At 69.5% G+C, this 24,103-nt stretch carries 23 protein-coding genes and 1 pseudogene; 18 read left to right on the top strand and 6 right to left on the bottom strand.

Annotated elements, in window-relative coordinates:
- Positions 1–133 precede the first annotated feature (133 nt).
- The 8 genes from KME78_RS15310 to KME78_RS15275 all read left to right on the top strand — a co-directional run bounded on the left by KME78_RS15310 (position 134) and on the right by KME78_RS15275 (position 10,559).
- Positions 134–2,587 (top strand): serine/threonine protein kinase, encoded by a 2,454-nt coding sequence (locus KME78_RS15310; protein ID WP_308126963.1) that lies wholly within the window; start codon positions 134–136, stop codon positions 2,585–2,587.
- A gap of 85 nt (positions 2,588–2,672) precedes the next feature.
- On the top strand, positions 2,673–3,305 hold the full coding sequence (locus KME78_RS15305; protein WP_219529557.1) for a TetR/AcrR family transcriptional regulator: 633 nt from the start codon (positions 2,673–2,675) through the stop codon (positions 3,303–3,305).
- A 53-nt stretch (positions 3,306–3,358) separates the two neighbouring features.
- A complete protein-coding gene (locus tag KME78_RS15300; RefSeq protein ID WP_219529933.1) occupies positions 3,359–4,891 on the top strand; it encodes an acyl-CoA carboxylase subunit beta in 1,533 nt (510 codons plus the stop codon).
- Positions 4,888–6,759, top strand: a complete 1,872-nt coding sequence (locus KME78_RS15295) for an ATP-binding protein (RefSeq protein ID WP_219529556.1) — start codon at positions 4,888–4,890, stop codon at positions 6,757–6,759. Before KME78_RS15300 ends, KME78_RS15295 begins: the two co-directional genes overlap by 4 nt.
- A complete protein-coding gene (locus tag KME78_RS15290) occupies positions 6,756–7,532 on the top strand; it encodes an enoyl-CoA hydratase-related protein (protein WP_219529555.1) in 777 nt (258 codons plus the stop codon). The genes KME78_RS15295 and KME78_RS15290 overlap by 4 nt, the downstream gene beginning before the upstream one ends.
- Positions 7,529–9,226 (top strand): acyclic terpene utilization AtuA family protein, encoded by a 1,698-nt coding sequence (locus KME78_RS15285; protein ID WP_219529554.1) that lies wholly within the window; start codon positions 7,529–7,531, stop codon positions 9,224–9,226. Before KME78_RS15290 ends, KME78_RS15285 begins: the two co-directional genes overlap by 4 nt.
- 44 nt (positions 9,227–9,270) lie before the next feature.
- On the top strand, positions 9,271–9,426 hold the full coding sequence (locus KME78_RS15280; protein ID WP_219529553.1) for a hypothetical protein: 156 nt from the start codon (positions 9,271–9,273) through the stop codon (positions 9,424–9,426).
- Positions 9,426–10,559: a methyltransferase domain-containing protein gene (locus KME78_RS15275; protein ID WP_219529552.1), complete on the top strand. Its 1,134-nt coding sequence runs from the start codon at positions 9,426–9,428 to the stop codon at positions 10,557–10,559. Before KME78_RS15280 ends, KME78_RS15275 begins: the two co-directional genes overlap by 1 nt.
- A gap of 31 nt (positions 10,560–10,590) precedes the next feature.
- Here the strand turns inward: KME78_RS15275 and KME78_RS15270 are convergent, their stop codons facing one another.
- Positions 10,591–11,520, bottom strand: coding sequence for an ROK family protein (locus KME78_RS15270; protein ID WP_308126962.1), 930 nt, complete (start codon positions 11,518–11,520; stop codon positions 10,591–10,593).
- Positions 11,521–11,585: 65 nt separating this feature from the next.
- Here KME78_RS15270 and KME78_RS15265 point away from each other — a divergent pair, with 65 nt between their 5' ends.
- The 5 genes from KME78_RS15265 to KME78_RS15245 all read left to right on the top strand — a co-directional run bounded on the left by KME78_RS15265 (position 11,586) and on the right by KME78_RS15245 (position 15,052).
- Positions 11,586–12,392 (top strand): GNAT family N-acetyltransferase, encoded by an 807-nt coding sequence (locus KME78_RS15265; protein WP_219529551.1) that lies wholly within the window; start codon positions 11,586–11,588, stop codon positions 12,390–12,392.
- Between the two features lie 56 nt (positions 12,393–12,448).
- On the top strand, positions 12,449–13,468 hold the full coding sequence (locus tag KME78_RS15260; protein WP_219529550.1) for a phosphotransferase family protein: 1,020 nt from the start codon (positions 12,449–12,451) through the stop codon (positions 13,466–13,468).
- Positions 13,469–13,558: 90 nt separating this feature from the next.
- Positions 13,559–13,807: a hypothetical protein gene (locus KME78_RS15255; protein WP_308126961.1), complete on the top strand. Its 249-nt coding sequence runs from the start codon at positions 13,559–13,561 to the stop codon at positions 13,805–13,807.
- Between the two features lie 56 nt (positions 13,808–13,863).
- Positions 13,864–14,715 carry a helix-turn-helix domain-containing protein gene (locus tag KME78_RS15250; RefSeq protein WP_219529548.1) on the top strand — a complete coding sequence of 284 codons (852 nt, stop codon included), beginning with the start codon at positions 13,864–13,866 and terminating at the stop codon, positions 14,713–14,715.
- A 70-nt stretch (positions 14,716–14,785) separates the two neighbouring features.
- Complete coding sequence (locus tag KME78_RS15245; protein ID WP_214639454.1) at positions 14,786–15,052, top strand: hypothetical protein; 267 nt, start codon at positions 14,786–14,788, stop codon at positions 15,050–15,052.
- A gap of 34 nt (positions 15,053–15,086) precedes the next feature.
- Here KME78_RS15245 and KME78_RS15240 read toward each other — a convergent pair whose 3' ends face one another.
- The 4 genes from KME78_RS15240 to KME78_RS15225 are packed head-to-tail and all read right to left on the bottom strand — an operon-like array spanning position 15,087 to position 18,411.
- Positions 15,087–15,704, bottom strand: coding sequence for a TetR/AcrR family transcriptional regulator (locus KME78_RS15240; RefSeq protein ID WP_219529547.1), 618 nt, complete (start codon positions 15,702–15,704; stop codon positions 15,087–15,089).
- 19 nt (positions 15,705–15,723) lie between these two features.
- The gene (locus KME78_RS15235) at positions 15,724–16,680 is read right to left on the bottom strand and encodes an ABC transporter substrate-binding protein (RefSeq protein WP_219529546.1); all 957 of its coding nucleotides are present in this window, start codon (positions 16,678–16,680) and stop codon (positions 15,724–15,726) included.
- 10 nt (positions 16,681–16,690) lie between these two features.
- The gene (locus KME78_RS15230; protein WP_246651170.1) at positions 16,691–17,638 is read right to left on the bottom strand and encodes an ABC transporter permease; all 948 of its coding nucleotides are present in this window, start codon (positions 17,636–17,638) and stop codon (positions 16,691–16,693) included.
- A 5-nt stretch (positions 17,639–17,643) separates the two neighbouring features.
- Positions 17,644–18,411, bottom strand: a complete 768-nt coding sequence (locus tag KME78_RS15225; RefSeq protein WP_246651141.1) for an ATP-binding cassette domain-containing protein — start codon at positions 18,409–18,411, stop codon at positions 17,644–17,646.
- 224 nt (positions 18,412–18,635) lie between these two features.
- Here KME78_RS15225 and KME78_RS15220 point away from each other — a divergent pair, with 224 nt between their 5' ends.
- The 5 genes from KME78_RS15220 (at position 18,636) to KME78_RS15200 (ending at position 23,283) form a co-directional block, all read left to right on the top strand.
- On the top strand, positions 18,636–19,730 hold the full coding sequence (locus tag KME78_RS15220; RefSeq protein WP_219529543.1) for a hypothetical protein: 1,095 nt from the start codon (positions 18,636–18,638) through the stop codon (positions 19,728–19,730).
- Positions 19,727–21,049, top strand: a complete 1,323-nt coding sequence (locus KME78_RS15215) for a DUF8832 domain-containing protein (RefSeq protein ID WP_219529542.1) — start codon at positions 19,727–19,729, stop codon at positions 21,047–21,049. The genes KME78_RS15220 and KME78_RS15215 overlap by 4 nt, the downstream gene beginning before the upstream one ends.
- Before the next feature lie 46 nt (positions 21,050–21,095).
- A complete protein-coding gene (locus KME78_RS15210) occupies positions 21,096–21,470 on the top strand; it encodes a FixH family protein (protein ID WP_219529541.1) in 375 nt (124 codons plus the stop codon).
- A 180-nt stretch (positions 21,471–21,650) separates the two neighbouring features.
- Positions 21,651–22,829: a helix-turn-helix domain-containing protein gene (locus KME78_RS15205; RefSeq protein ID WP_219529540.1), complete on the top strand. Its 1,179-nt coding sequence runs from the start codon at positions 21,651–21,653 to the stop codon at positions 22,827–22,829.
- A gap of 94 nt (positions 22,830–22,923) precedes the next feature.
- Positions 22,924–23,283 carry a hypothetical protein gene (locus KME78_RS15200; RefSeq protein ID WP_219529539.1) on the top strand — a complete coding sequence of 120 codons (360 nt, stop codon included), beginning with the start codon at positions 22,924–22,926 and terminating at the stop codon, positions 23,281–23,283.
- A 220-nt stretch (positions 23,284–23,503) separates the two neighbouring features.
- On the opposite strand, the pseudogene KME78_RS15195 reads toward KME78_RS15200, so the two are convergent.
- Positions 23,504–23,983, bottom strand: a pseudogene (locus KME78_RS15195) (transposase); the annotation flags it as partial.
- Positions 23,984–24,103: the final 120 nt, after the last annotated feature.

The raw sequence follows: 24,103 nt of genomic DNA, 5'->3' as shown, positions 1-24,103 counted from the left end.
GACCTGCCCGAAAACACTGACATGTTGCGTCAAAAGGGGAAACATCTGACAGGTCCGGGCAACGCCCCAAGGGTCACGCTGGTAGCTTTTGCCCCATCTATCGTTTTGTTATGCGAGGTCTTGGGGGTACAGCGTGAATCAGCACCAGCCGTTGGCGGCGGACGACCCGCGGCGGCTGGGGGCCTATGACCTCGTCGCCCGGCTTGGTGAGGGCGGCCAGGGAATCGTGTACCTCGGCCAAAGTGACACCGGCGATCAGGTGGCGGTCAAGCTGCTGCACAACGCGCTGGTGGCCGATGCCGAGGCCAGAACCAGGTTCCTGCGCGAGGTTTCGGTCGCACAGCGGGTGGCCAGGTTCTGCACGGCTCCGGTGCTGCACGCCGACCTCGAGGGCAGCCGGCCGTACATCGTGAGCGAGTACGTGCCGGGGCCGTCCCTCCGCGAGCTGGTCATCAACGAGGGCCCGCGCCGGGGCGCGGCGCTGGAGCGGCTCGCGATCAGTACGGCGACCGCGCTGGCGGCCATCCACCGGGCCGGCATCCTGCACCGCGACCTCAAGCCCGCGAACGTCCTCATGGGGCCCGAAGGTCCCGTCGTGATCGACTTCGGCATCGCCAGGGCCCTGGACTCTCCCGGGGCGACGGCGACGGGCATGGCCATGGGGACGCCGTCGTACCTGGCGCCCGAGCAGCTCAGCGGAGCCGCCGTGTCCGAGGCGGCGGACGTGTTCGCCTGGGGCGTCACGATGGTGTTCGCGGCGACGGGCAAGCCCGCCTTCGGCGCCGACTCGATTCCCGTGGTGATGAACCGGATCCTGAACGAGGAGCCGGAGCTGGGCGGGATGGAGGGCGCGCTGGGCATGCTGGTGGCGGCGTGCCTGTCCAAGGACCCGTCGCAGCGGCCCAGCGCGGACGAGCTGATCGTGCGCCTGACGGGGCAGCCGGCGCCTCCGGCGGCCGTGGACCCGCTGACCACGGGTGCCCGGATGAGCGCCGTCGCGGGCGCTGCGGCGGGTACGGGGCCGCAGGCGGGAGCGAACCCGCAGGACTCCTACCCCGGCCCCCCGCAGGGCTCTTACCCCGGCCCTTGGACGCAGCCCGGCGCCGCGTCCCAGCCCGGCCAGATGATTCAGACCGGCCCTTTCGGCCAGCCGGGCGCGAGCGGCACCCCGGCCCCCATGGCGGCGGCAGGTGGCCCCTCGGCAGGCGGTCCCGCGGCGAGCGGCCCGGTCGCCGCGGCCGGAACGCCGCACGGCACCGGTCCGACCGGCCCTGGGATGCCCGGCGGTCCGGCTGGTATGCCCGGCAATCCGTCGAGCGTTCACAGCGGCCCGCACGGGACTGCGCCGAGCGGCCAGAGCGGGCCACACGCCAACATGCCTGGCGGCCAGAGCGGGCCGTACGGAAATGCGCCGGGCGGTCAGAGTGGGGCGCCGGGCAGCCAGGGCGGCCCGCAGGGCAACGTGCCGAGCGGCCAGGGCATGCCTGCCGGAGGCCAGGGAGCCCCCGGCGGTCCGACGCTACGGCAGGGCTCCATGCCCCAGGGAGCGGGTGCTCCGGGACAGCCCATGGGCGCGGGCGCTCCGGGACAGCCTATGGGCGGCGTACCGGCGCAGGGCGGCGCTCCTGGGTTCGGCGCGGGCGGCCCGGCATACGGCCCCGGCGGTCGCGGGCCAGGCGGTCCGGGCGCGGGCGGGCCGGGCGGCCCAGGGCAGAAGCCGCAGGGGGCTGACGCCGGTTCGGCGAAGCAGCGCCGTACTCTGACCTTCGCCCTGACCGGCGCGGCCGCCGCGGCCCTGCTGGTCGTGGTTGGCGCGGTGGTGGTGCAGGCCAACAGCAACCCCGCGCAGAAGGTCATCAACGTGGAAGCCGCCACCGAAGCCACCCCCACCGACGGCTCCGGCGCCGGTCAACCGGTCGACCCGCCCCTGACGGAAGACAGCCCGGTCGTCAACCAGCCGGTCCCGACCCTGGAAGAGCCGGCGCCCACCAAGACGAAGACCAAGGAGCAGGTGATCCAGGACCCGAGTACCCAGGTCCCGGTCACCGTCCCCACGGTCCCGCAGACGTCGAGGCCCACGACCCACAAGCCGGAGTCGAAGCCCACGACCAAGCCCACCAAGGCCAAGCCCACCGACATGGTGGACCCGGACCCCGATCCCACGAGCAAGCCCACCGCGGGTCCGACCGAGACCATCCCCCAGCCGACCACCACCAAGACGAGGACCACCCCCAAGCCGACGGTGAAGCCGACCGTCCAGCCCAAGCCCAACCCCTACAGCGCGGCGTCGGTGTGCGGCGCCGGCTTCAAGGTGATCGACAGCCACGCGCTGGGCAGCAACGCGACGATTTACCTGCTGTACGGCAACGGCAAGAACTGCGTGGTGACGATGTCCAAGCTGGTCTATCCCGGCAAGGTCTCGATGAACGCCACACTCCAGGTCCAGAACGGCGGCAGCGGCAGCAACCCGGGCAAGTTCACCGCCTACGCGGGCCCGGTGCGCGTGGCGGCCGTCAAGAAGTGCGTGATCTGGGGCGGCTCGTGGGGGACCGCGTCCTGGAAGTCCGGCTGGAGCCACTGCACCTGACATAGCTCTATCAAGCCCTCCACGACGGAAAGGATCGTCGTGGAGGGCTTTTCGCGTGCCAGGGCTGCGGGTTACTCTAGTTGACGTGATCGTCAAGTCCGAGCTCACCGCGCGCGGCCGGCGTACGAGGGACGCGCTCGTGCGGGCGGGCCGGGACGCCTTCGACGAGCACGGCTACGAAAGCGTGCGCATCGACGACGTCTGCGCGCGGGCCGGGGTCTCGCACGGCACGTTCTACACCTACTTCGATTCCAAGGAAGCGCTGTTCGGCGAGGTGGCCGCGGCGGTGGTCGGGGAGATGTTCACGGCGAGCGTCGTGGGTCCGGGCGTGCCCGGCGACCCGTACGCGCGGATCGAGGCGGCCAACCGGCTCTACCTGCGCGCCTGGGCGGCCAACTCGCGGCTGGTCAGGATGCTCGAACAGGCCGCCACCGCCGAGGAGAGCCTGCGCGGGCTGCTGCTGGAGCTGCGCGAGGTGTTCGTCCGGCGCGGCGCCGAGGGGCTCCGGCGGCTGCAGGAGCAGGGGCTGGCCGACCCGGCGCTCGATCCCCGGCTGACGGCCGTCATGCTGGGCGGGATGGTGGAGCACTTCGCCCACGTCTGGCTTGACCTGGGCGAACGCGCGGACGAGCGGACGGCCGTGGAGCTGCTCACCAAGCTCTGGGCCAGGGCCATCGGATTGACACCGGCGTCAAGTTGGCAACAGGAGGGCGTGTGATCCGGAGCAGGCTCGATCCCAGCGGCGCCGACTATCGGGAGCGGCGCGCGGCGATGCTGGGCAAGCTGCAAGAGCTCGACGCCGAGCAGGCCAAGGCGGTCGCGGGCGGCGGCGACAAATACGTGCAGCGGCACCGGAAACGGGGCAAGCTGCTGGCCCGCGAGCGGATCGAGCTGCTCGTCGATCCCGACTCGCCGTTCCTGGAGCTGTCGCCGCTGGCCGCGTGGGGCAGCGACTTCCCGGTGGGCGCCAGCGTGGTCACCGGCATCGGGGTGATCGAGGGCGTCGAGTGCGTGATCACCGCGAACGATCCCACGGTCAGAGGCGGCGCGTCGAACCCGTGGACACTCAAGAAAACGCTCAGGGCCGCCGACATCGCACTGAGCAACCGCCTGCCGTACGTCAATCTGGTGGAGAGCGGTGGCGCGGATCTGCCGACGCAGAAGGAGATCTTCATCCCGGGTGGGCGGATATTTCGGGACCTGACGCGGATGTCGGCGGCGGGGGTGCCGACGATCGCGCTCGTGTTCGGCAACTCCACGGCCGGCGGGGCCTATGTGCCCGGGATGAGCGATTACGTGGTGATGGTGAAGGAGCGGGCCAAGGTGTTCCTCGGCGGGCCGCCGCTGGTCAAGATGGCGACCGGCGAGGAGTCCGACGACGAGTCGCTCGGCGGGGCCGGCATGCACGCCCGCACCAGCGGCCTGGCCGACTACCTGGCCCTCGACGAGCACGACGCGCTGCGGATCGGGCGGCAGATCGTCCGGTCCCTGAACTGGCGCAAGCTCGGCACCGCCCCGCTGACCGTACAGGAGCCCGGATATCCGGCGGAGGAGCTCCTCGGGATCGTGCCACAGGACCTGAAGGTGCCATTCGATCCGCGCGAGGTGATCGCGCGGATCGTGGACGGGAGCGAGTTCGAGGAGTTCAAGCCGCTGTACGGGGCCTCGCTGGTGACGGGGTGGGCGCGGCTGCACGGCTATCCGGTCGGGATTCTGGCCAACGCGCGAGGTGTGCTGTTCAGTGCGGAATCGCAGAAGGCGACCCAGTTCATCCAGCTCGCGAACCAGTCGCGCACTCCGCTGCTGTTCCTCCAGAACACCACCGGTTACATGGTCGGCAAGGACTACGAGCAGGGCGGCATCATCAAGCACGGCGCGATGATGATCAACGCGGTGTCGAACTCGACCGTGCCGCACCTCACCGTGGTGATGGGCGCCTCCTACGGAGCCGGCAACTACGGGATGTGCGGCCGGGCCTATGATCCGCGGTTCCTGTTCGCGTGGCCGAGCGCGAAGTCCGCGGTGATGGGGCCGGCGCAGCTCGCGGGGGTGCTGTCGATCGTCGGGCGGGCGTCGGCCGAGGCCCGGGGCCAGGTGTACGACGAGGAGGGCGACGCGGCCATGCGGGCCATGGTGGAAGCGCAGATCGAGGCGGAGTCGCTGCCGTTCTTCCTGTCGGGGCGGCTCTACGACGACGGAGTGATCGATCCGCGCGACACCAGGACCGTGCTGGGGCTGTGCCTGTCGGCGATCAACAGTGCCGCGGTGCCCGAGGCGGCGGGATTCGGGGTGTTCCGCCCGTGATCACCCGTCTGCTCGTCGCGAACCGGGGCGAGATCGCCCGGCGCGTCTTCCGCACCTGCCGGTCGCTCGGCATCGAGACCGTGGCCGTCTTCTCCGACGCCGACGCCGGGTCACCGCACGTGGCCGAGGCCGATTTCGCGGTACGGCTGAGCGGCGCCAAGCCCGCGGACACCTACCTGGACATCGAGCGGATCGTGGCGGCCTGCCGGGCGGCGGGCGCCGACGCCGTACACCCGGGATATGGGTTCCTGTCGGAGAACGCGGACTTCGCGCAGGCCGTACTGGATGCCGGGTTGGTGTGGGTCGGTCCGTCGCCGGAGTCCATCGCGGCCATGGGGTCGAAGATCGAGGCCAAGCGGCTGATGGGCGAGGCCGGGGTGCCGGTGCTGCCGTCGCTGCCGGCGGCCGTCACGGAGTTCCCCGTACTGGTGAAGGCGTCGGCCGGTGGCGGCGGGCGGGGCATGCGGGTGGTGCGCGACGCCGGCGAGCTCGATCGGGAGATCGCGTCGGCGCGGCGCGAGTCCGAGGCGGCGTTCGGCGACGGGACCGTGTTCGTCGAGCCGCTGCTCGAAGGGGCCAGGCACGTCGAGGTGCAGGTCCTGGCCGACCGCCACGGGACCGTGTGGGCGCTCGGCGAGCGGGAGTGCAGCATCCAGCGGCGGCACCAGAAGGTCGTGGAGGAGTGCCCCTCGCCGGGCATCACCCAGCGGATCAGGGACGAGCTCTGCGCGGCGGCGGTCAGAGCGGCCAGGAAGATCGGCTACGTCGGCGCCGGCACCGTGGAGTTCCTGGTCAAGGGCGATCAGGTGGCGTTCCTGGAGATGAACACCCGGCTCCAGGTCGAACACCCGGTCACCGAGCTGGTCTACGGGGTGGATCTGGTGCGGCTGCAGATCGAGGTGGCCGAGGGGTCGGCGCTGCCCCGCTCCGCGCCTGTGCCCCAGGGGCATGCGGTCGAGGTGCGGTTGTACGCGGAGGACGGGGACTATCTCCCTCAGACGGGGACGCTGCGCCGCTTCGAGGTGCCCGGGGACGTACGGGTTGATTCTGGGGTGGAGGCCGGGTCGGTCGTCTCCCCTCATTACGACGCGTTGCTCGCCAAGGTGATCGCTCATGGCTCGGTCGCTCATGGCTCGTCTCGGGAGGAGGCCATACGGAAGCTGACGACCGCGCTGCGACGCGCACGGATCCACGGCCTCACCACCAACCGGGATTTGTTGCTGAACGTACTGAAAAATCGGCATTTCAGGGCGGGTGACACGCATACCGGATTTCTCGACGAGCACGATCTGAGCGGCACCGGCCCCATCGACGAGCTGGCCGTGCTGGCCGCCGCCCTGGCGCAGGCCGCCGCCAACCGGGCCGCCGCGCCGGTCCTGCGCAGCCTGCCCTCCGGCTGGCGGAATGTCCGGTCGCAGCCCCTGCGGGCCGTCTTCGAGGAGGCCGAGGTCGTCTACCAGCCGCTCCCCGACGGCATCGAGCTGATCACCGCGGAGCCGTCCAGGATCGTCCTGGAACGTGGTGGCGTACGGCATGCGTTCGAGATAGCCCGCTACGACGGGAAGATCTGCGTCGACTCTCCCGGCGGCTCCGTCGAGCTGACGCCCGCGCCCCGCCTGCCCGAGCCCGTCGAGCAGGTCGTGCCCGGCTCCCTGCTCGCTCCCATGCCGGGTAGCGTGCTGCGGGTCGAGGTCGAGCCGGGTGACCGCGTGGTGAAGGGCCAGGCGGTGCTGGTGCTGGAGGCGATGAAGATGGAGCATCAGATCGCCGCGCCCGCCGACGGGGTCGTCTCCGGCGTACACGTCGAGAAGGGGCAGCAGGTCGAGGCGGGAGCCGTGCTGGCGATCATCCAGGAGGGAAGCCCATGACGAGCCTGGTCCACAAGGAGCTGGCCGGCGGCATCGCGACGATCACGCTGGACTCGCCGCCCAACAGGAACGCGCTGTCCGTACGGCTGCTCGGCGACCTCGAACGGCGGCTGAACTGGGCGCTGACCGAGCCGGACGTGCGGGTGATCGTGCTGACGGGTGCGGGCCCGGTGTTCTGTTCGGGCGCCGACCTCAAGGAGCAGCGCGTCGAGCCTGCCTCCGGGGTGGGCGACGCGCCGGTGACGGCGTCGTTCCCGGAGATCCTCGCGCTGATCTGGGAGAGCCCGAAGCCGGTCATCTGCCGCCTGAACGGCACGGCGCGCGCGGGCGGGCTCGGCCTGGTGGCCGCGTGCGACTTCGCGATCGCGCCGGTGACGGCCTCCTTCGCGTTCACGGAGGTACGGCTCGGCGTCGTGCCCGCCATGATCTCCGTGCCGGTCCTGCGCCGGCTCGATCCCCGGGCGGCGGCCGAGTACTTCCTGACCGGCGAGGTGTTCGACGCGGCCAGGGCGGTGCAGATCGGGCTGCTGACGCGGGCCGTACCGGCCGAGGAGCTCGACGCGGCGGTACAGCACTACGCCGGAATGCTGCTCAAGGGCGGCCCCGAGGCGCTGGCCATCACGAAATGGCTGGTCAGGGACCTGCCGGGGGTGTCGTTCGAGGAGGGGCTGCGACAGATGACCGCGCTCTCCGCGCAGCGCTTCACCTCCGAGGAGGGCCAGGAGGGCATCGCGGCCTTCATGGCGAAGCGCCCGGCCAAGTGGGTTCCATGACGTTGCGCATCGCCAACTGCAGCGGCTTCTACGGTGACCGGCTGTCGGCCGCGCGGGAGATGGTCGAAGGCGGGCCGATCGACGTGCTCACGGGCGACTGGCTGGCGGAGCTGACCATGCTCATCCTGGCCGGGAACCGCCTCAAGGGCCGCCCCGGCTACGCGCCGACGTTCCTGGCCCAGCTCGAACAGGTCCTGGCCACTTGTCTCGATAAAGGCATAAAGATCGTGACAAATGCGGGCGGGCTGGATCCGGCCGGGTGCGCCGCCGCCGTACACGAGCTCGCCGCCCGCCTCGGCCTCTCCCCCAGGGTCGCCCACGTCACCGGCGACGACCTCATCGGCCGCGACCTGGACCTGACCAACGCCGACACCGGCGAGCAGCCGCCCGCCTCGCCTCTGACCGCCAACGCCTACCTGGGCGGGCGCCCGATCGCGGCGGCCCTGTCGGCGGGCGCCGACGTCGTGGTGACGGGCCGCGTCACGGACGCCGCCCTGGTGACGGGCCCCGGCATCTGGCGGTACGGCTGGCGGCCCGACGACCTCGATCCCCTGGCAGGCTCGGTGGTCGCGGGCCACATCATCGAATGCGGCTGCCAGGCCACGGGCGGCAACTACGCGTTCTTCCAGGACGTACCGGATCTGGCGCACTGCGGCTTCCCCATCGCCGAGCTGCACGCCGACGGCTCCTCGGTGATCACCAAGCACCCCGGGACGGGCGGCCTGGTCTCGATCGGCACGGTGACCGCCCAGCTCGTCTACGAGATCGCCGGCCCCCGCTACCTCGGGCCGGACGTGGTGGCCCGCTTCGACACCATCACACTGTCGGACGACGGCCCTGACCGGGTCCGAGTCTCGGGCGTACGCGGCGAGCCGCCGCCCGGCACGCTCAAGGTCGCGGTGAACTATCTGGCCGGATACCGCAACACGATGACGCTGGTGCTGACGGGCCTGGACCTCGAGGCCAAGGCCCGCCTGGCGGAGGAGGCGCTCTGGGCCAGGATCCCCCGGGAGTCGTTCGACGCGGTGGACGTCACGCTCGAGGACGGGGGGCTGCTGCGGATCACGGTGATGGACGCCGACCAGCGCCGGGCCGGCCGGGCCTTCTCCTCGGCCGTAGTGGAGACGGGGCTGGCCAGTTACCCCGGCTTCTACGGCCTCACCCCGCCGGGCAGCGCGTCGCCGTACGGGGTGTACTGGCCGGTCCTGGTACCGGCTACGGAGGTGCGTCCCCGTGTCTTTCTGGACGGGGACGAGGTGCCGCTGCCCGTGGACGACGTGCGGGTGCCGTCGGTCGCGGACCGTGAGGGGATGCCTTCGGTCGCGCAACCACGGTGGGCCGACGCCACAGACGACCAGCCCACTGTCCGCACCCCGCTGGGCCGCATCGCGGGCGCCCGCTCGGGAGACAAGGGCGGCAACGCCAACCTGGGTGTCTGGGCCGACACGGCGGAGCGGTACAACTGGCTTGAGGCGCACCTGACGACGGACCGCCTCAAGAAGCTCCTCCCCGGTCTGGCCGCCTACCGGATCACCCGCTACGAGCTCCCGAACCTGCACGCGCTCAACTTCGTCGTCCACGGCCTGCTGGGCAGGGGTGTGGCGGCGAGCCCCCGCATGGATCCCCAGGCCAAGGCGCTTGGCGAGCAGCTACGTGCCCAGCCGATCGACGTACCGGCGACGCTGCTGCCCTGATCTGCTTGTCTGGTCTCAGTCCGTAGTCGTACGGTTACGACGGGATGGCCAGTGAGGAGAAGGAGATCTACGTGGGCAAGCACGAAGACCCCAAGAGCCCCAAGGACGAGCCATTCAAGCCCGATCCCGGAGGCAACTTCGACCAACTGCGCAAGCCCGGCGGCTCACACGCCGAGGACCCCGAAGACGGCCAGAAGTAATGGACGACGACACCATTCAGCGGATCGAGCGACTGATCGATCACGCCGACGTGTGCGGGGACATCGGGCAGCCCGTCAAGGCGGCGATCCGCGCGGTGCCGCGCCACCTGTTCATCCCAGCCGTGGCGCTGGCCGCCGCAGACGAAGACGAGCCGTTCATCATCGACCGTGATGCCGATCCCGGCCGGTGGTGGGAGACCGTCTACTCCAAGCACTCGATCGTCACCCAGCTCGACGACGGCAAGTCCGATATCAGGGCCGCGTCCAGGCAGTACACGTCGTCGTCCTCGGCTCCCAGCACGGTCGCGCACCTGCTGGAGCTCCTGGACCCCGACCCTGGCAATCGGATCCTGGAGATCGGCACCGGCACCGGCTGGACAGCCGCCCTGCTGTCCCACCTGGTCGGTGAGCAGGGCAGCGTGACGTCGATCGAGGTGGATGCCGCCGTCGCCGAGCGGGCCGCCAAGAACCTCGCCGCCGCCGCGGTGCAGCCGCGCCTGATCACCGGCGACGGGGCCGACGGCCTGCCTGACGGCGGCCCCTATGACCGGGTGCATGTCACCTGCGGCATCCACACCGTGCCCTACGCCTGGGTCGAGCAGTCCCGGCCGAGTGCGGTGATCGTGGCGCCGTACTGCCCGGGCTTCGGCACCGACCACGCGCTTCGGCTGGTGGTCGGTCCGGACGGCACGGCGACCGGCCGCTTCCCGGGGTTCGCCTCGTACATGATGATGCGCTCTCAACGCCCAGCCGACCTCAGCGACGTCGACCCCGCATCCGCTCGTGAGTTCCAGACCAGGATCGATCCGCGTGCCGTCGCTCACGCCTCCGCCGGAGCCGACTTGGCGATCTCGGCGCTGACCGGGCTCCGCTCCGCCACCTACCGGGGTGATGACTTCTTCCGCATGTGGGTGATCGGCGGCAGCGACCAGTGGGCGGCGGCGACCTGGGAACCGAAGCGTGAGGAGTACGAGGCCTTCCAGATCGGCGACCGGGCCGTCTGGCAGGAGGCTGTGGAGGCCTATTTCCAGTGGGTGAGCTGGGGCGAGCCCGGTCGTGACCGCTTCGGGATGACGGTCACCGCCGAGGGCCAGCGCATCTGGCTGGACACACCGGAGCGTGTCGTGGGCTGACCAAGCACGCTTCCCGGACACTCGTGGCAGTTCATAAGTGGTCCTCCTGGGCACGCCAGCCCAGGAGGCCCGCGCCCAGGAGGCCCGCGTGGACACCGAGGGCGGAGACGCGCAGGGCAGGCGGGTGGCGGAAGGTGAGCAGGGTCGGCAGGCGGTCACGAAGGGGTGCGATCAGGGTGTCGCCTGCCAAGGAGAGGCCGCCGCCGATGACGACCAGGGCGGGGTCGAGCAGCAGGGTGTACGTCGCGAGAGCCAGGGACAGCGCCTCCACTGCCTCGTTCCACACCGCAACCGCCCGAGCGTCGCCAGCCGTCACGCGGGCGACCACGTCGGCGGCGGAGTCCTCGCCGCAGCGGGATGCGATGGCCGAGGCCGAGGCGTACGCCGCCAGGCAGCCGCGCTGGCCACAGGCGCAGCGGACGCCGTCGGGCCATACCGGGATGTGGCCGATCTGGCCCGCCCAGCCGGCGGCTCCGCCGTACAGGCTCCCGGACAGGACCACCGCGCCCGCGATACCCGTGCCGATGGGCAAGTACAGCACATCTCCGGCACCGGACCGGGTGTCGGAGCCGGTCGAGCCCGTGCGGACATCGGAGCCCGTGCCGTACGCCAGCTCGGCTTCCCCCGCCGAACGGACGTCGTGGCCGAGCGCGACCGGCAGGCTCACCTGCGTGAACGCCTCAACCGGCACATCACGCCAGCCGAACGCGGCGGAGAACACCGCGTGCGTCGCCGTCACCAGCCCCGGCACGGCCAGCCCCACCGCGACAGGCTCCAGAACCCCACCGTCCAAGCCAACCGAGCGCGGGCGGGACAGGTCCGTGACGAAGGCCGAGATGGCGGCGATCACCCGTTCCGGCCCCTCGGCACGCGGCGTGACCCGGCGCTCCACGTACAACAGCGCCCCGTCACGGCCGACGAGCCCGCCCTTCATCGTCGTGCCACCCACATCAACCGCCACAACACACTCCACACGCCCAGTAAATCGTTTTGAACGAGCGGCCGGGGACCAGGAAGATGTCCGCCATGAACCCGCGTCTGCTCTCCCCCACCGACCTGGACGACTGCACCCGGCTGGCCCAGGACCGCGACTGGCCGCCCGAGCGGCACAAGTGGGGGCTGCTGTTCGAGGTCGGCGAGGTGTACGGGATCGACGCGCCCGACGGGGACGGCCTGGCCGCGACGACCATCCTGACCCGCTACGGCCACGACCACGCCGTGATCAGCATGGTCCTGACCGCCTCCAGGTACGGCAGGCAGGGGCTGGCGGGCAAGCTGATGGAGCACGCGCTGCGGGAGGCGGGAGACCGCGCCGTGTCGCTGCACGCGACCGAGAACGGGCGCCCGCTGTACGAGCGGCTCGGCTTCCGTACCGTCGGCAGGGTCGCCAAGCACACCGGCGTCTTCCGGGGCGAGCCTTCCGGAAGAACCCGGCCCGCCACGGCGGCGGACCTCGACGAGATCCTGGCGCTGGACACGGAGGTGTTCGGCACGGACCGGTCGGCGCTGCTGCGCCGGATGTTCGGCTTCGGGGAGCAGGTGCGGATCGCCGAAGGCGGTTTCGGCCACGCGTGGCGCAACGACGACGAGGTCGTCATCGGCCCGGTCGTGGCGCGGGACCAGGAGACCGCCGAGGCGCTGATCGGCGACCTGGCCCTGCACGTGGGCGGCGTCGTGCGACTGGATCTCGACCTGGCCAAGGACGGCCTGGTCAGGTGGGCGGGTGAGCACGGCATCGGCAACCCGTGGACGGTCTCGCTCATGGTGCGGGGCGGGGACCTGCCTGGCGACAGGAGCCGCCAGTTCCTGCCGTTCATGCAGGCGCTCGGTTGACCGCTCGAACGGGGGTCTCATAGGGTACTAGAACATCATTCTACAAGAGGGCGGCGATGACCTCCACCCACATCGACGTCGGCGTCATCGACTTCGGCGCGCTCGGCGCCTGGATGGATGCCCAGGGCCTGCCGGGCGGCGACATCAGCGGCGCCGTACCGGTCCTCGGCGGCACGCAGAACGTCATGGTCCGCTTCGAGCGCGGCGGCACCCCGTACATCCTGCGCAGACCTCCCCTGCACGCCCGGCAGAAGAGCAACGAGGTGCTGCGCCGGGAGGCGCGGGTGCTCGCGGTGCTGCGTGACACGCCGGTGCCCGCGCCGAGGCTGGTGGCCGCGCAGACGGCCGACGAGCCGGTCTTCTACCTGATGGAGCCGGTCGACGGGTTCAACCCGTCGACCGGGCTGCCCGAGCCGCACGCCGCCGATCCGGCGATCCGGCACCGGATGGGGCTGGAGGCGGCGGCCGCGCTGGCCGAGCTGGGGCGGGTCGATCCGGCCGCGCTGCCGGGGTTCGGCCGGCCCGACGGGTTCCTGGAACGGCAGGTGCCGCGCTGGCTCAAGGAGCTCGACTCCTACGGCCGGCTCGACGGCTACCCCGGACCCGACATCCCCCATCTCGCCGAGACGGCCGAGTGGCTGGAGCGACACCGGCCCGCGACGTTCACGCCGGGGGTCATGCACGGCGACTACCACTTCGCGAACCTGATGTTCGCCCACGACGGCCCGCGCGTGGCGGCGATCGTCGACTGGGAGATGTGCACGATCGGCGACCCGCTGCTCGATCTGGGCTGGCTGCTGGCCACCTGGCCGTCGAACAACGACCACGTCCCGGGCCTGCCACAGCCGGGCGAACTCGTCGCCTACTACACGGCGCTGTCCGAACGCGACCTGTCGGCCATCGACTGGTACGCCGTGCTGGCCTGCTTCAAGCTGGGCATCGTGCTGGAGGGCAGCCACGCCAGAGCCTGCGCCGGCCAGGCCCCCAGGGACATCGGCGACCTGCTGCACGCCACGACGCTGGCGCTGTTCGCGAGGGCTCAGGAGTTCATGGGAGGACTTCTCGACCGTCCCTAAATACCTATTTTCCCCAAAACGATCACATATATCCGCCCGAGTCGTACAATTGCGCGCAATTGCAATACTCGGGGAAGGATAGTCATGCGCATGCGGTTCCTCGGCTCCACATCGGAGGCGGGCGCCTGCCCCACCCTGTACGAGACGGATCGGGGCACGATCGTCATCCAGGGCCTCGAACTCACCGACAAAGAAGCGCTCGCGGATCTCCGCGACGTACTCGATGGCGAGACGGCGGTGGAGGTCCCCCGCGAGCTCATCACCGAAATCGCCCGCCGGGTCCTGTCCGCGGCAACCGATTTCCCTACCATGGACAGGGCACCCTTCGCTATCGATTGATCACAATTGCAAACCGGGTCTGGCATGATCCACGCAACCCCGTCTAGCCTCATGCGGTGACGTCGTTTCAGCAGGCGCGCATCGACCTCGGCAGCCAGCTACGCCAGTTGCGCGAGACCGCTCACCTTTCGGGCAAAGAGCTGGCCGAAAGGCTGCGCTGGCAGCCGTCGAAGGTGTCGCGCCTGGAGAACGCCCGGCAGACCGCCACAGAGGACGACGTGGTCGTCTGGGCGGCTGCCGTGAACGCGCCTCCGGACACGGCGGACGACCTGATCAGGCAGTCCATCGCGCTGCTGGAGCGGCACGACGACTGGAAACAGCGGCACCGCAGCGGCCTGGCCGCGCTCCAGGAGGACATCCGGGATCTGGAGGCGCGCACCAAGCTCTTCCGGGTGTTCGAGCCGTCGATCGTGATCGGGCTGCTGCAGACGTCCGAGTACGCCAGGCACGTGTTCCGCAAGGTCAAGCGCCTCTACAGCGCCGCCGACCAGATCGACGCGGCGGTCCGGGTGCGGATGCAGCGCCAGGAGATCCTCTATGACCGCAGCCGTACGTTCAGGTTCGTGGTGACGGAGTCGGCGCTGCGCACCCGGATCGCCCCGCTCGACGTCATGCACGGCCAGCTCGACCGGCTGCTGGCGGTCAGCACGCTGCCGAACGTGGAGTTCGGGGTGATCCCGTTCACCACCGAGATCCCCTCGTCGCCGATCAACGGGTTCTGGATCTACAACGAGGCCATGATCGGCCTGGCCACGATGACGAAGGACCTGGTGTTGCGGGACCCCGACGACATCGCGTTCTACGTGCGGGCTTTCGAGGACTACGCGAAGTGCGCGGAGTTCGACGAGGGCGGCCGGGACGTCATCATCAGCATTCTTGACGATTATCGAAAACAATCCTCACATTAACCGCCGCAATTGCTTGCCTCCCGCCACAAGATCGTGCAATTCTGTCGCGGAGACGTTGCGGAGGTGACGGATGATGCTTGATACCGCGCTCAACCTTGAGCAGTTCGCTTGGTACGCGGGACGTCACGCCGACCTGGCGGTACAGAACCTCGCTCTTTCGAGCGACCCCGCCTATGTGTCGGTGCGCAACCGCTTCTCCGCCACCCTGGCCGAGACCGTCACCCTGTCCGAGGGTGGAAGTTTCATCACCTCGTGGGGATACCGGCTCGGCACGACGGACGACGTCGAAGGCGCCGCCGCCCGCCTTGCCTTTCTCCTGGCCGCGCTGCCGGCCTAGGTTCTTTTTTCAGGCCGCCCGGGAAAGCGCCTTCCTAGGTGAAGGCCGTCGGCTCTATGCCGGCTTCTCTGGCCGCCGCCGTGTGCGCGTGGTCCAGCAGACGCGCGCGGGTCAGGACCTCCGGATGGAGGGTGTAGCGGATGATCAGGCCGTCCAGCATGGCGTCGATGCGTTCGGCCGAGGCCGCCGGGTCCGCGCAGCTGAACTCGCCCGACTCCGTGCCCTCGGCGAGGACCTGGGTCAGCGCCGCCAGCCAGGCCGATTCGAGGTCCAGCATGATCTCACTGACCGTCGGCTCGCGGAGGGCGGTGTTCCAGGCGTCGATCCACAGGAGCCAGCTCTGGTCGGAGCGGGACTCGGGGATGTAGTAGCGCAGGACGCGGTCCAGCCGGTCGATCGCGCTGCCGGGACCGGCCGCCAGCTCCGCCAGGCGGGCGCCCTCGATGTCGAGGGTGGCCCGCAGCATGGCGGTGATCAGCTCTTCCTTGGTGGCGAAGTGATAGTGGATCAGGCCGCCGCTGACGTTGATGGACTTGGCGATGTCGGCGATCCGGGTGTGGGCCAGGCCGCGCTCCAGGACCACCTTGCGGGTCGCCTCCAGGAGCTCCGCCCTGCGCTGGTCAGCCTGCTCGGCCCGGCTCGTACTCCGCACCGGGCCAGCCTATCGGCCTTCAGCAACCTGCCTTGTAGAGCACCTTCTGGATCTCGGGGGTGTTCAGGTTCTGCTTGGTGACGATCGTGGAGTCGGTCGGGATCGAGGCGGTGACCGGCTGGCCCTTCACCGCGGCGACGGCCTGCTCGACGCCCTTCGCGCCGATCTCGCCGGGCAGCTGGGCGATCAGGGCCGACACGACCCCGTCCTGGAGTTGCTTGACCTGTGCGGGGCCGGCGTCGAAGCCGACCATCTTCACCTTGTCCAGCTTGCCCGCCTGCTGGAGCGCGGAGCCGGCGCCGGTGGCCGAGTTGAGGTTGGTGGCGAAGATCCCGGCCAGGTCCGGGTCCTTGGCCAGCGCCGCGTTCACGATCTTGGAGGCTTCGCTGACGTCGTTGTGCGAGTACTGCACGCCGAGATAGGAGATCCCCGGGTGATTCGCCTTGATCTCCTCCTCGAAGCCCTTGATCCGGGCGTCCACCGAGCTGACGCCCGGGTCAGTGGAGATGACCAGCGCCTTGCCCTTGTCGCCGATCTGCTCGGCCAACGCCTTCGCGGCGGCGGCGCCGCCCTTGACGTTGTCGCTGCTGATCCTGGACAGGCCGATGTTCGGATCGTCGACCACCGTGTCCACCAGGATGATCTTGATGTCCTGCTGCTTGGCCTGGGTAAGCGGCGCGATCAGGGCCTTCACGTCGGTGGGCGCGATCAGGATGGCGCTGGGCTTACTGGCGATGACCGAGTTGACGATCGGCGTCTGCAGCGTCGGGTCGAACTTCTGCGGCCCCTGTACGTCGAGCTGCACGCCCAGCTCCTTGGCCTTGGCCTTGGCGCCGCACGCCATGGTCTCGTAGAACTCCTCCCCCGCCAGGCCCTGAATGAGCGTGACCTTGATGGGGCCACTCTGGGTTGTCGTCCCACCACCACAGGCCGCGACGGTGAGCAACAGTGTCACGAGTGCCAAAGCCTTGCGCATGGTCGTCTCCTTACTGGTCGCGCCTGCCGCGCTGCCACTGGTCGACATAGACGGCGGCGACGAGCACGGCGCCCACCACCACCTGCTGCCAGAACGGCCGCACCCCGAGAATCTGGAACCCGTTCTGCAGCACCACCGGGATGAACACCCCGATGACCGTCCCGACCACGGTCCCGACGCCGCCGAACAGCGAGGTGCCGCCGATCACCACGGCCGCGATGGCCTGCAGGTTGTCGGTGGAGTGGGCGGAGACGCCGGTGATCCCGTACTTGGCGAGCGACAGGTATCCGGCCAGGCCCGCCAGCAGCCCCGCCAGGCCGTACACCCTGATCAGGTGCCTGTTCACGGCCACGCCGCCGCGGCGGGCCGCCTCGGCGTTGGAGCCGATCGCGTACGTGTGGCGGCCGAAGCGGGTGCGCGCCAGAGCGACGGCGAGCACGGCGGTGATCGCGGCGCAGATCCACGCGATCTGCGGCACGCCGAGCCAGCGCGCCAGCCCCAGGCCGAGGTTGAGGTCGCCGGGCGCGCGCAGGTCCACGCCACCCGTCAGCAGCAGCGCGCCGCCGAGCGACATGCCCAGCGTGCCGAGCGTCACGATGAGCGCCGGGATACGGCCCTTGGCGACCAGAACGCCGTTCAGCAGGCCCCAGGCCAGCCCGGTCAGTACGGCGGTCGCCGCGCCGAGCAGGAGCGAGCCGGTGGCGTCCATGATCTTCGTGGCGGCCACGGCCGAGAACACCAGCACCCCGCCGACCGACAGGTCGATGCCCGCCGTGATGATCACGTACGTCATGCCGGTGGCCAGGAGCAGCAGGATGGCGGCGTCGCTGACCAGGTTCAGCAGGTTGAAGGAGGTGGCGAAGCTGCCCGGCCGCAGCACCGAGAAGGTCACCAGCAGCACGGCGAGCACGGCGGCGATCCACACCACCTGCCGGTCACGCAGCCGCACCCGCTCCATGGCGCTCACCTGTCGTTCTCGTGCTCGATCGCGCCCGTCATGGCGCCGACCAGGTCCTCCATGGACACCCTCGCCGTGTCGAACCTGGCCACCCGCCGGCCCAATCGCAGCACCTCTACCCGGTCCGAGACGGCCTTCACGTCCTGCATGTTGTGGCTGATCAGCACGACGGCCACGCCCGAGTCGCGAACGCCGCGAATGAGGTCGAGCACCCGCTGGGTCTGCAGGACGCCCAGCGCGGCGGTCGGCTCATCCATGAACACCACCCGCCGGGCCCAGGTCACCGCCCGCGCGACCGCGACGCCCTGCCGCTGCCCGCCCGACAGCGTGGACACGGGCGCGACCTGTGACTTGAGCTGGACGCCGAGCCGTTCACAGGCCTCCTTGGTACGGCCGCGCATGGCGGCGTTGTCGAGCCAGCCGAGCCGGCCGAGCAGGCCCGGTTTGAGCAGTTCCCTGCCGAGGAAGAAGTTGCCCGCCGGGCTCAGGTCCGGGCAGAGCGCGAGATCCTGGTAGACGGTCTCGATCCCGGCGCTCCGGGCCTCCTCGACGGACCCGAACACGACCGGCTCGCCGTCCACGGCGATCTCCCCCGAGTCCGGCCGTTCGGTGCCCGACAGGATCTTCGCCAGGGTGGACTTGCCCGCTCCGTTGTCACCGATCAGCGCCACGACCTCGCCGGGTGACAGACTGAAGTCCGCGCCGCGCAGCGCCTCGACGTGGCCGTAGCTCTTGACGATCTCCCGGGCTTCGAGCAGTGGTGCGGACGACATAGGACTATCAAGCGCTTGGGCTGACATCGTTGTCAATCCCCGATCTTCGCGACTCCCAGCTATGTCTGCCAAGATTTGATCTAGATGAGAGGAGCCTCGACATGGCTTTGGACAATGCCGGAATACGGCGATTACTCGCGGACTCGGGGGAGCCACGCGGGTGGGTGTCACCCAGGACGGACCTGGTCACGGCCCTGCTGGGGGTCTGGTTCGGCATCGGTTTGATGATCGACGCGTGGGCGCACAGCAACCTGGCGCAGCTGGAGACGTTCTTCACGCCGTGGCATGCGGCGTTCTATTCGGGGTTCGCCGCGGTCGCCGGGTGGATCATCTGGCAGGTGTGGCGTAACACCCGGACCGGCCGCCAGGGAGTGGCGGCGGTGCCCATGGGGTATCTGGCCGGGCTGCTCGCGATACCCGCGTTCGCCGTCTTCGGTCTCTTCGACCTGATGTGGCATACCTTCCTCGGCATCGAGACCACCATCGACATCCTGTTCAGCCCTTCGCATCTGGGGCTGATCGTGACGATGATGCTCATCATCACCACGCCGCTGCGCTCCGCGTGGAACGCCCCCGATCTGGGCCCGCGGCCCTCGCTCGGGCGGCTGCTGCCGTCGCTGATCGGGCTGGCGTTTGCTACCACGCTGGTGTCGTTGTTCCTGGGGTATGCCGATGCGCTGCAGTGGAGCGGGCCGGGCATCGTCGAAGCTTTCTCGTCGGTGGAGGGCACGCGGGCTGACCGGATCGCCAGTGCCATGGTCATCAGCAACGTGGTCACGCTGGCGCCTGTGCTGTTGCTGGCGCGTCGGTGGAGTCTGCCGTTCGGCAGTGTGACGATTCTCCATGCGGTGGGGATCTTGATGTCGGGGGCGCAGACCGCGTTCGGGAACCTGTCGATTCTGCTGACGTTCGTGGCGGCGGGGCTTGTGAGTGACCTGCTGATCTGGTGGCTGCGGCCTTCGGGTGGGCGGCGGGGGGCTTACTGGGCGTTCGCTGGGTTGTCGGGGTTCCTTACGTGGTCGATGTATATGGGGGCTGCGTCGGTGGCGGCTGGGGGGCTGCCTGCTGTTCCTGAGTTGTGGACCGGGGCGCCGATTGTGGCTGGGCTGATCGGGCTGGCGCTGGGAGCGCTGTTCCTGCCCAATGCGGTCACCGCCGAGGCCGTTCCGTCCAGCGGGGGCGCTGCCGAGCCGGTTCCAGCCGCCGCGACCGACGCCGAGCGGGTTCCGCCTACTGCGGCCGACGCCGGGCCGGTTGCGGCCAGTGCGGCCGACAGTGGGCCGGTTCCGGCCAGCGCGCCCGACGCCGAGCGGGCATGATCCGAGTCCTCCGGGTCCTCTGTCTCGCCGCCGTCCTGATGTTGGCGGGGGCCGCTCCGGCCGCCGCGCACAATGTCACGGCCGGAGCGGATCTGCGGATCGCCCAGACGATCGCGGGCACGGAGCTCACCATCGTGATCAAGGGGACCAAGCGGGTGCCCGGGCCGTTGCAGATCGGTGTCATCGCCTTCCAGCCGGTGACCGACCTGCCGGTCGGGCTGGAGGTGCGCTCGGTCGCGGACGGCCGTACGGTGACGGGCGTGGCGCGGGCGGCGCGGGACCCCCAGTACATCCAGCTCAAAGTGGACGCGACCGGCCCGCACGAGCTCACGCTGCGGGCCGGGAACGAGGTCGCCGTGCTGCCGTTCCGCGTCCTGGTGGACCGCGGGTCGGCGGGAGACCTGCTGATCTACGGCGGCCTGCTTGTGGCGGCCCTGCTGATGGTGGGCGGTCTGCTCACCGGGGCACTGACCCGTCCCGGTCCGGCGATGCTGCTGGCCGGCGGCACCGCGATCGGGGTGACGGTAGCCGCCATGGCCGTCATCTTCGAGCCGATGCTGCCCGCCGCCCCGCCCGACGGCGCCGCACCTACGGTGGCGCCGACTGTGGCAACGAGTGCGGGGACGGCGGCCGGGGCGCTGGCGGGTGGGCGCCCGTTCGCGCAAGGCCTGGTGGTGACGGCCCCGGCTCGCCCAGCCTCCGGAGAGGAGTTCACGCTGCGGTTCGACCTCATCGACGGATCCACCGGGCGGCCCGTGGACGATCTCGTCCTCCATCACGAAGCCCTCGCCCACGTGATCGTGACCAGCGAGGACGGTCGCTACTTCCGCCACGTACACCCGCTGCGCACGGCGCCGGGGCGGTTGGAGGTAAAGATGCGAGTCGACCGGCCGGGCCGGTATCTGGCCTATGCCGAGCTGGAGCGTGAGGACTCCGGCGGACAACTCCTCGCCGGAGAGTTCCGCGTCGGCGGCGACCCTGCCGCGTCTGTCACAGCTGAGACTCCCGTCGAGGCCGCCGCGCCGCCACTCCTACGGCCCGCCGCTCCCGTCGCGGGCCGCCCGACGACGATCGAACTCGGCACGTCGGGCACCGTGCGTCCCTGGCTGGGCATGACCGGCCATCTGATCGTACGCAGCCAGGACGGGACCTTCCTCGGCCACATACACGAGATGGGCTCACCCGGCCCCCGACTGCACTTCACCTTCAGCTTCCCGTCGGCGGGACGGTACTTCGCCTGGGCCCAGTACGCGACCGGCGACCGCATCGTGACCGTGCCCTTCACCGTCGACGTCACGGCATCAGGGAGCCCGTCATGAGGCGGGACATCACGGCATCGGAAAACTCGTCGTGAGGCGGGCGGCCGTGGCCGTCGCGGTCCTCGCGGTGGCGGTAGCGGCGTTCCTCATCGTAGGCAGAAGCTCGGCCCCCGACCCGCTCCGCCAGACCATTACGGGAACGCGCTACACCGCCACCGTCCTGATCGACCGGCCGACCACAGGCCGCGTCACCGTGGACGTACGGCCAACTTCGGGCGATCCGGACGGCGTGGCCGTGTCCGCGGTGATGCCCGCGATGGGCCACTCCATGCCAGAGATCACCGCCCGCGAGCCGGAGCCCGGCCACTTCATCGCCGAGGGCGAGCTGTTCCCGATGACCGGCGTCTGGGAGCTCTCGATCCGGCTGAACGGACCGGCGGGCGAGGAGACGCTGACCGTGAACGCGCCGATCACTGGCTGATCGGCGCGCGATCGGTTAGCAGGGCGCGAGGTCCTGGAAGAGGGTGTTGATCCCGGCGCTTTCCTTTCCGGCTCTCCCTCGGCAGACTGGCAAGGATTGCTGGGTTTTACTCCACGTAACGCCAGGCCACAGCATTGCTGATCGCGAATTGTGGAGATATGCGGAGGAAGGTCCGAGTCGATGACCCACGCTGGCACGATCGGTTCGCGTCTCCGGGCGGTTCGACGCGATCGGGGATTCACGCAGGAGGAGCTTGCCGAGCGGTCGGGCCTGTCCCGTGACCTGATCGCCAAGCTGGAGCAGGGACAGCGCAGCTCTGCCCGCCTTACTTCCCTCATGAAACTGGCCAACGCTCTGGACGTCGAACTGAGCAAGTTGGTCGGCAAGCGCGATCAACTCGGGACCGGCCGTGACGGAGCAAGCGTCCTGGATCTTCGCAATGCTCTGTTGTCGCCGTCGCTCCTGCCCGGCCTGGATGACGGCCACGACGGTGAACCAACTCCGCTACGCGATATCGCCGAAGCGGTTGATCAGGCGTGTCGCTCCTACTGGAAGGGCGACTTCGCCACCTTGATCAGCCGTCTGCCCGATCTGATCCTGGAAGCCAGGCTCACCCACTCGATTATGGGTGAAGCAGCCGTCTACCCGCTGGCGATGGCCTACGACCTGGCCGCAAGCGTCATGGTCCATCTCGGCCGCGAGGATCTGGCCGCGATCGGCGCCGAACGTGCCATCAGGGTCGCACGCAGTGGGACTGACGAACTGCTGTGGGCCACCCTGCATGCCACCTACGCCTGGGTGCTACTGCATCAGGCCCGCTTGGAGGAGGCCGAACGTCTCGCCGCCACCATGGCGCAACGCATCGAGCCTGCCTTTTCAGCACCACATCACCACGTGGCGGCCTGGGGCAACCTAGTGATGACCGCTCTGGCACCCACTGCTGCGGCTGGTCGAGACGTGGCCGGCTACATCCACCTGGCGATGGCCGGTGCCCAGCGGCTCGGCCGCCGAGTCGCCCTCTACAACACCTCTTTCGGCCCTGCCGCCGTAGCGACACAGGAGACCCACGCCTACACGGTGCGGCGAGAGCCAGAGAAGGCGCTACGAGCCGCCCGGCGTATTCAGCCCGGCGACCTTACCGGCATCGCCTACGGTCGGCACCTGCTGGACGTCGGACAGGCTCACCTTGACAACAGGCATCTGGCCACCGCTACCGAACGGCTGATGGAGGCCCGCTCCCAATCGGTGGTGTGGTTCCGCCACCAGACAGTTGCCCGCCAGCTAGTGGAGAGCATCCGAGAAAGGGAAACGCGCCCTTCGGCGGCCATTCGATCACTGGCCAGCACCCTCGAAATCTGAAGTAGGACACGATGTCCTGGTCATCTGAGGCTGTCAGCACAGGTAGGACACGCCGTCCATGGAGGATGGCTACTCAGAGTCATAGCTTCGCTACATGACTTTCCAGGACATGCTCTCGCTGCTGGCTGCCGGGATCCGCTGGCGCGTCGAGCCGTCGCCACGCTCCTCCCACACGCCGCAGGAATACCTCTTTGGGGACGGCGATGGCTTCTACGCCTGGGGCATCACGAACGGGAGCAGACGCGGGGGGTGTGGCGTCACCAGCGAGTACCAGCGCGCTACCGCCAGGCTTATTGAGGCCCTTTTGGCATCAGCGCCCGGGGCAAGCGGCACGATCTGGTGTGTCCGCCTTGACCTCGCAGCGCGGCACCCTAGCTATCAGTACGGGCCTAGCTTGATGCACGTACGCCGTGACAACGCGACTGGCGAGCTCGTGTTCGAGCGCGACGGATGAAGTCTTCACGCCACCGAGACGCGCCGTGGGAACCGTACGCCCCGAGAGGTCGTATCCGGGTGACAGAAACGTCCCGCGGCGGAATATACAAGTGAGCATGCCAAGGCGGACAGTTCTTGATCCTCCGCCACCACCAAAGACGGCCATAAAGAGACCGGCAGAGGTCACGTCCACGGACGTGGTGTATGAATCGATCTTCGCGTGATCCTGTTTCTGCAGGTTAAGCGGTAAGTGTCTGTGGGAGTGGGTTCGGGGTCGGTGTGTCGCCGACGATGAGCCGGAGGCGGGCTTTGGCGAGGATGTCCAGGCCCATGTAGCGGCGGGCTTCGGTCCATTCGTCGGTCTGTTCGGCCAGCACGGCGCCGACGAGACGGATGATCGCGGTGCGGTCGGGGAAGATGCCGACCACGTCGGTGCGGCGGCGGATCTCCTTGTTCAGCCGCTCCTGTGGGTTATTCGACCAGATCTGGCGCCAGGTCTCGCGCGGGAAGGCGGCGAAGGCCAGCAGGTCGTCGCGGGCGGCGTCCAGGTGCTCGCAGGCGGCCGGGTACTTGGCTTCCAGGGCGTTGATGACCCAGGCGTGCTGGGTGCGGACCTGTTCGGCGGTGGGCTGGTCGAAGATGGTGCGCACCAGCGTGGCCACCCACGGCTGCGCCGATTTGGGCACGGTGGTGAGCAGGTTGCGCAGGTAGTGGAGCCGTCAAGAAATAAGGCGTTGCTTTTCGATCTTGAACTCGTTGACTTGGTATGGGCATACCGAGCGAGGTCCGCGATCAGCTTGTCTCGCGGTTCAGGGTGCTGTTTCCGCACCTGAACGAGC

Source organism: Nonomuraea guangzhouensis, assembly GCF_019396345.1.
Classification (GTDB): domain Bacteria; phylum Actinomycetota; class Actinomycetes; order Streptosporangiales; family Streptosporangiaceae; genus Nonomuraea; species Nonomuraea guangzhouensis.
The sequence above is the reverse complement of the archived record's forward strand: the minus strand, read 5'-3'. Positions and strand labels throughout refer to the sequence as shown.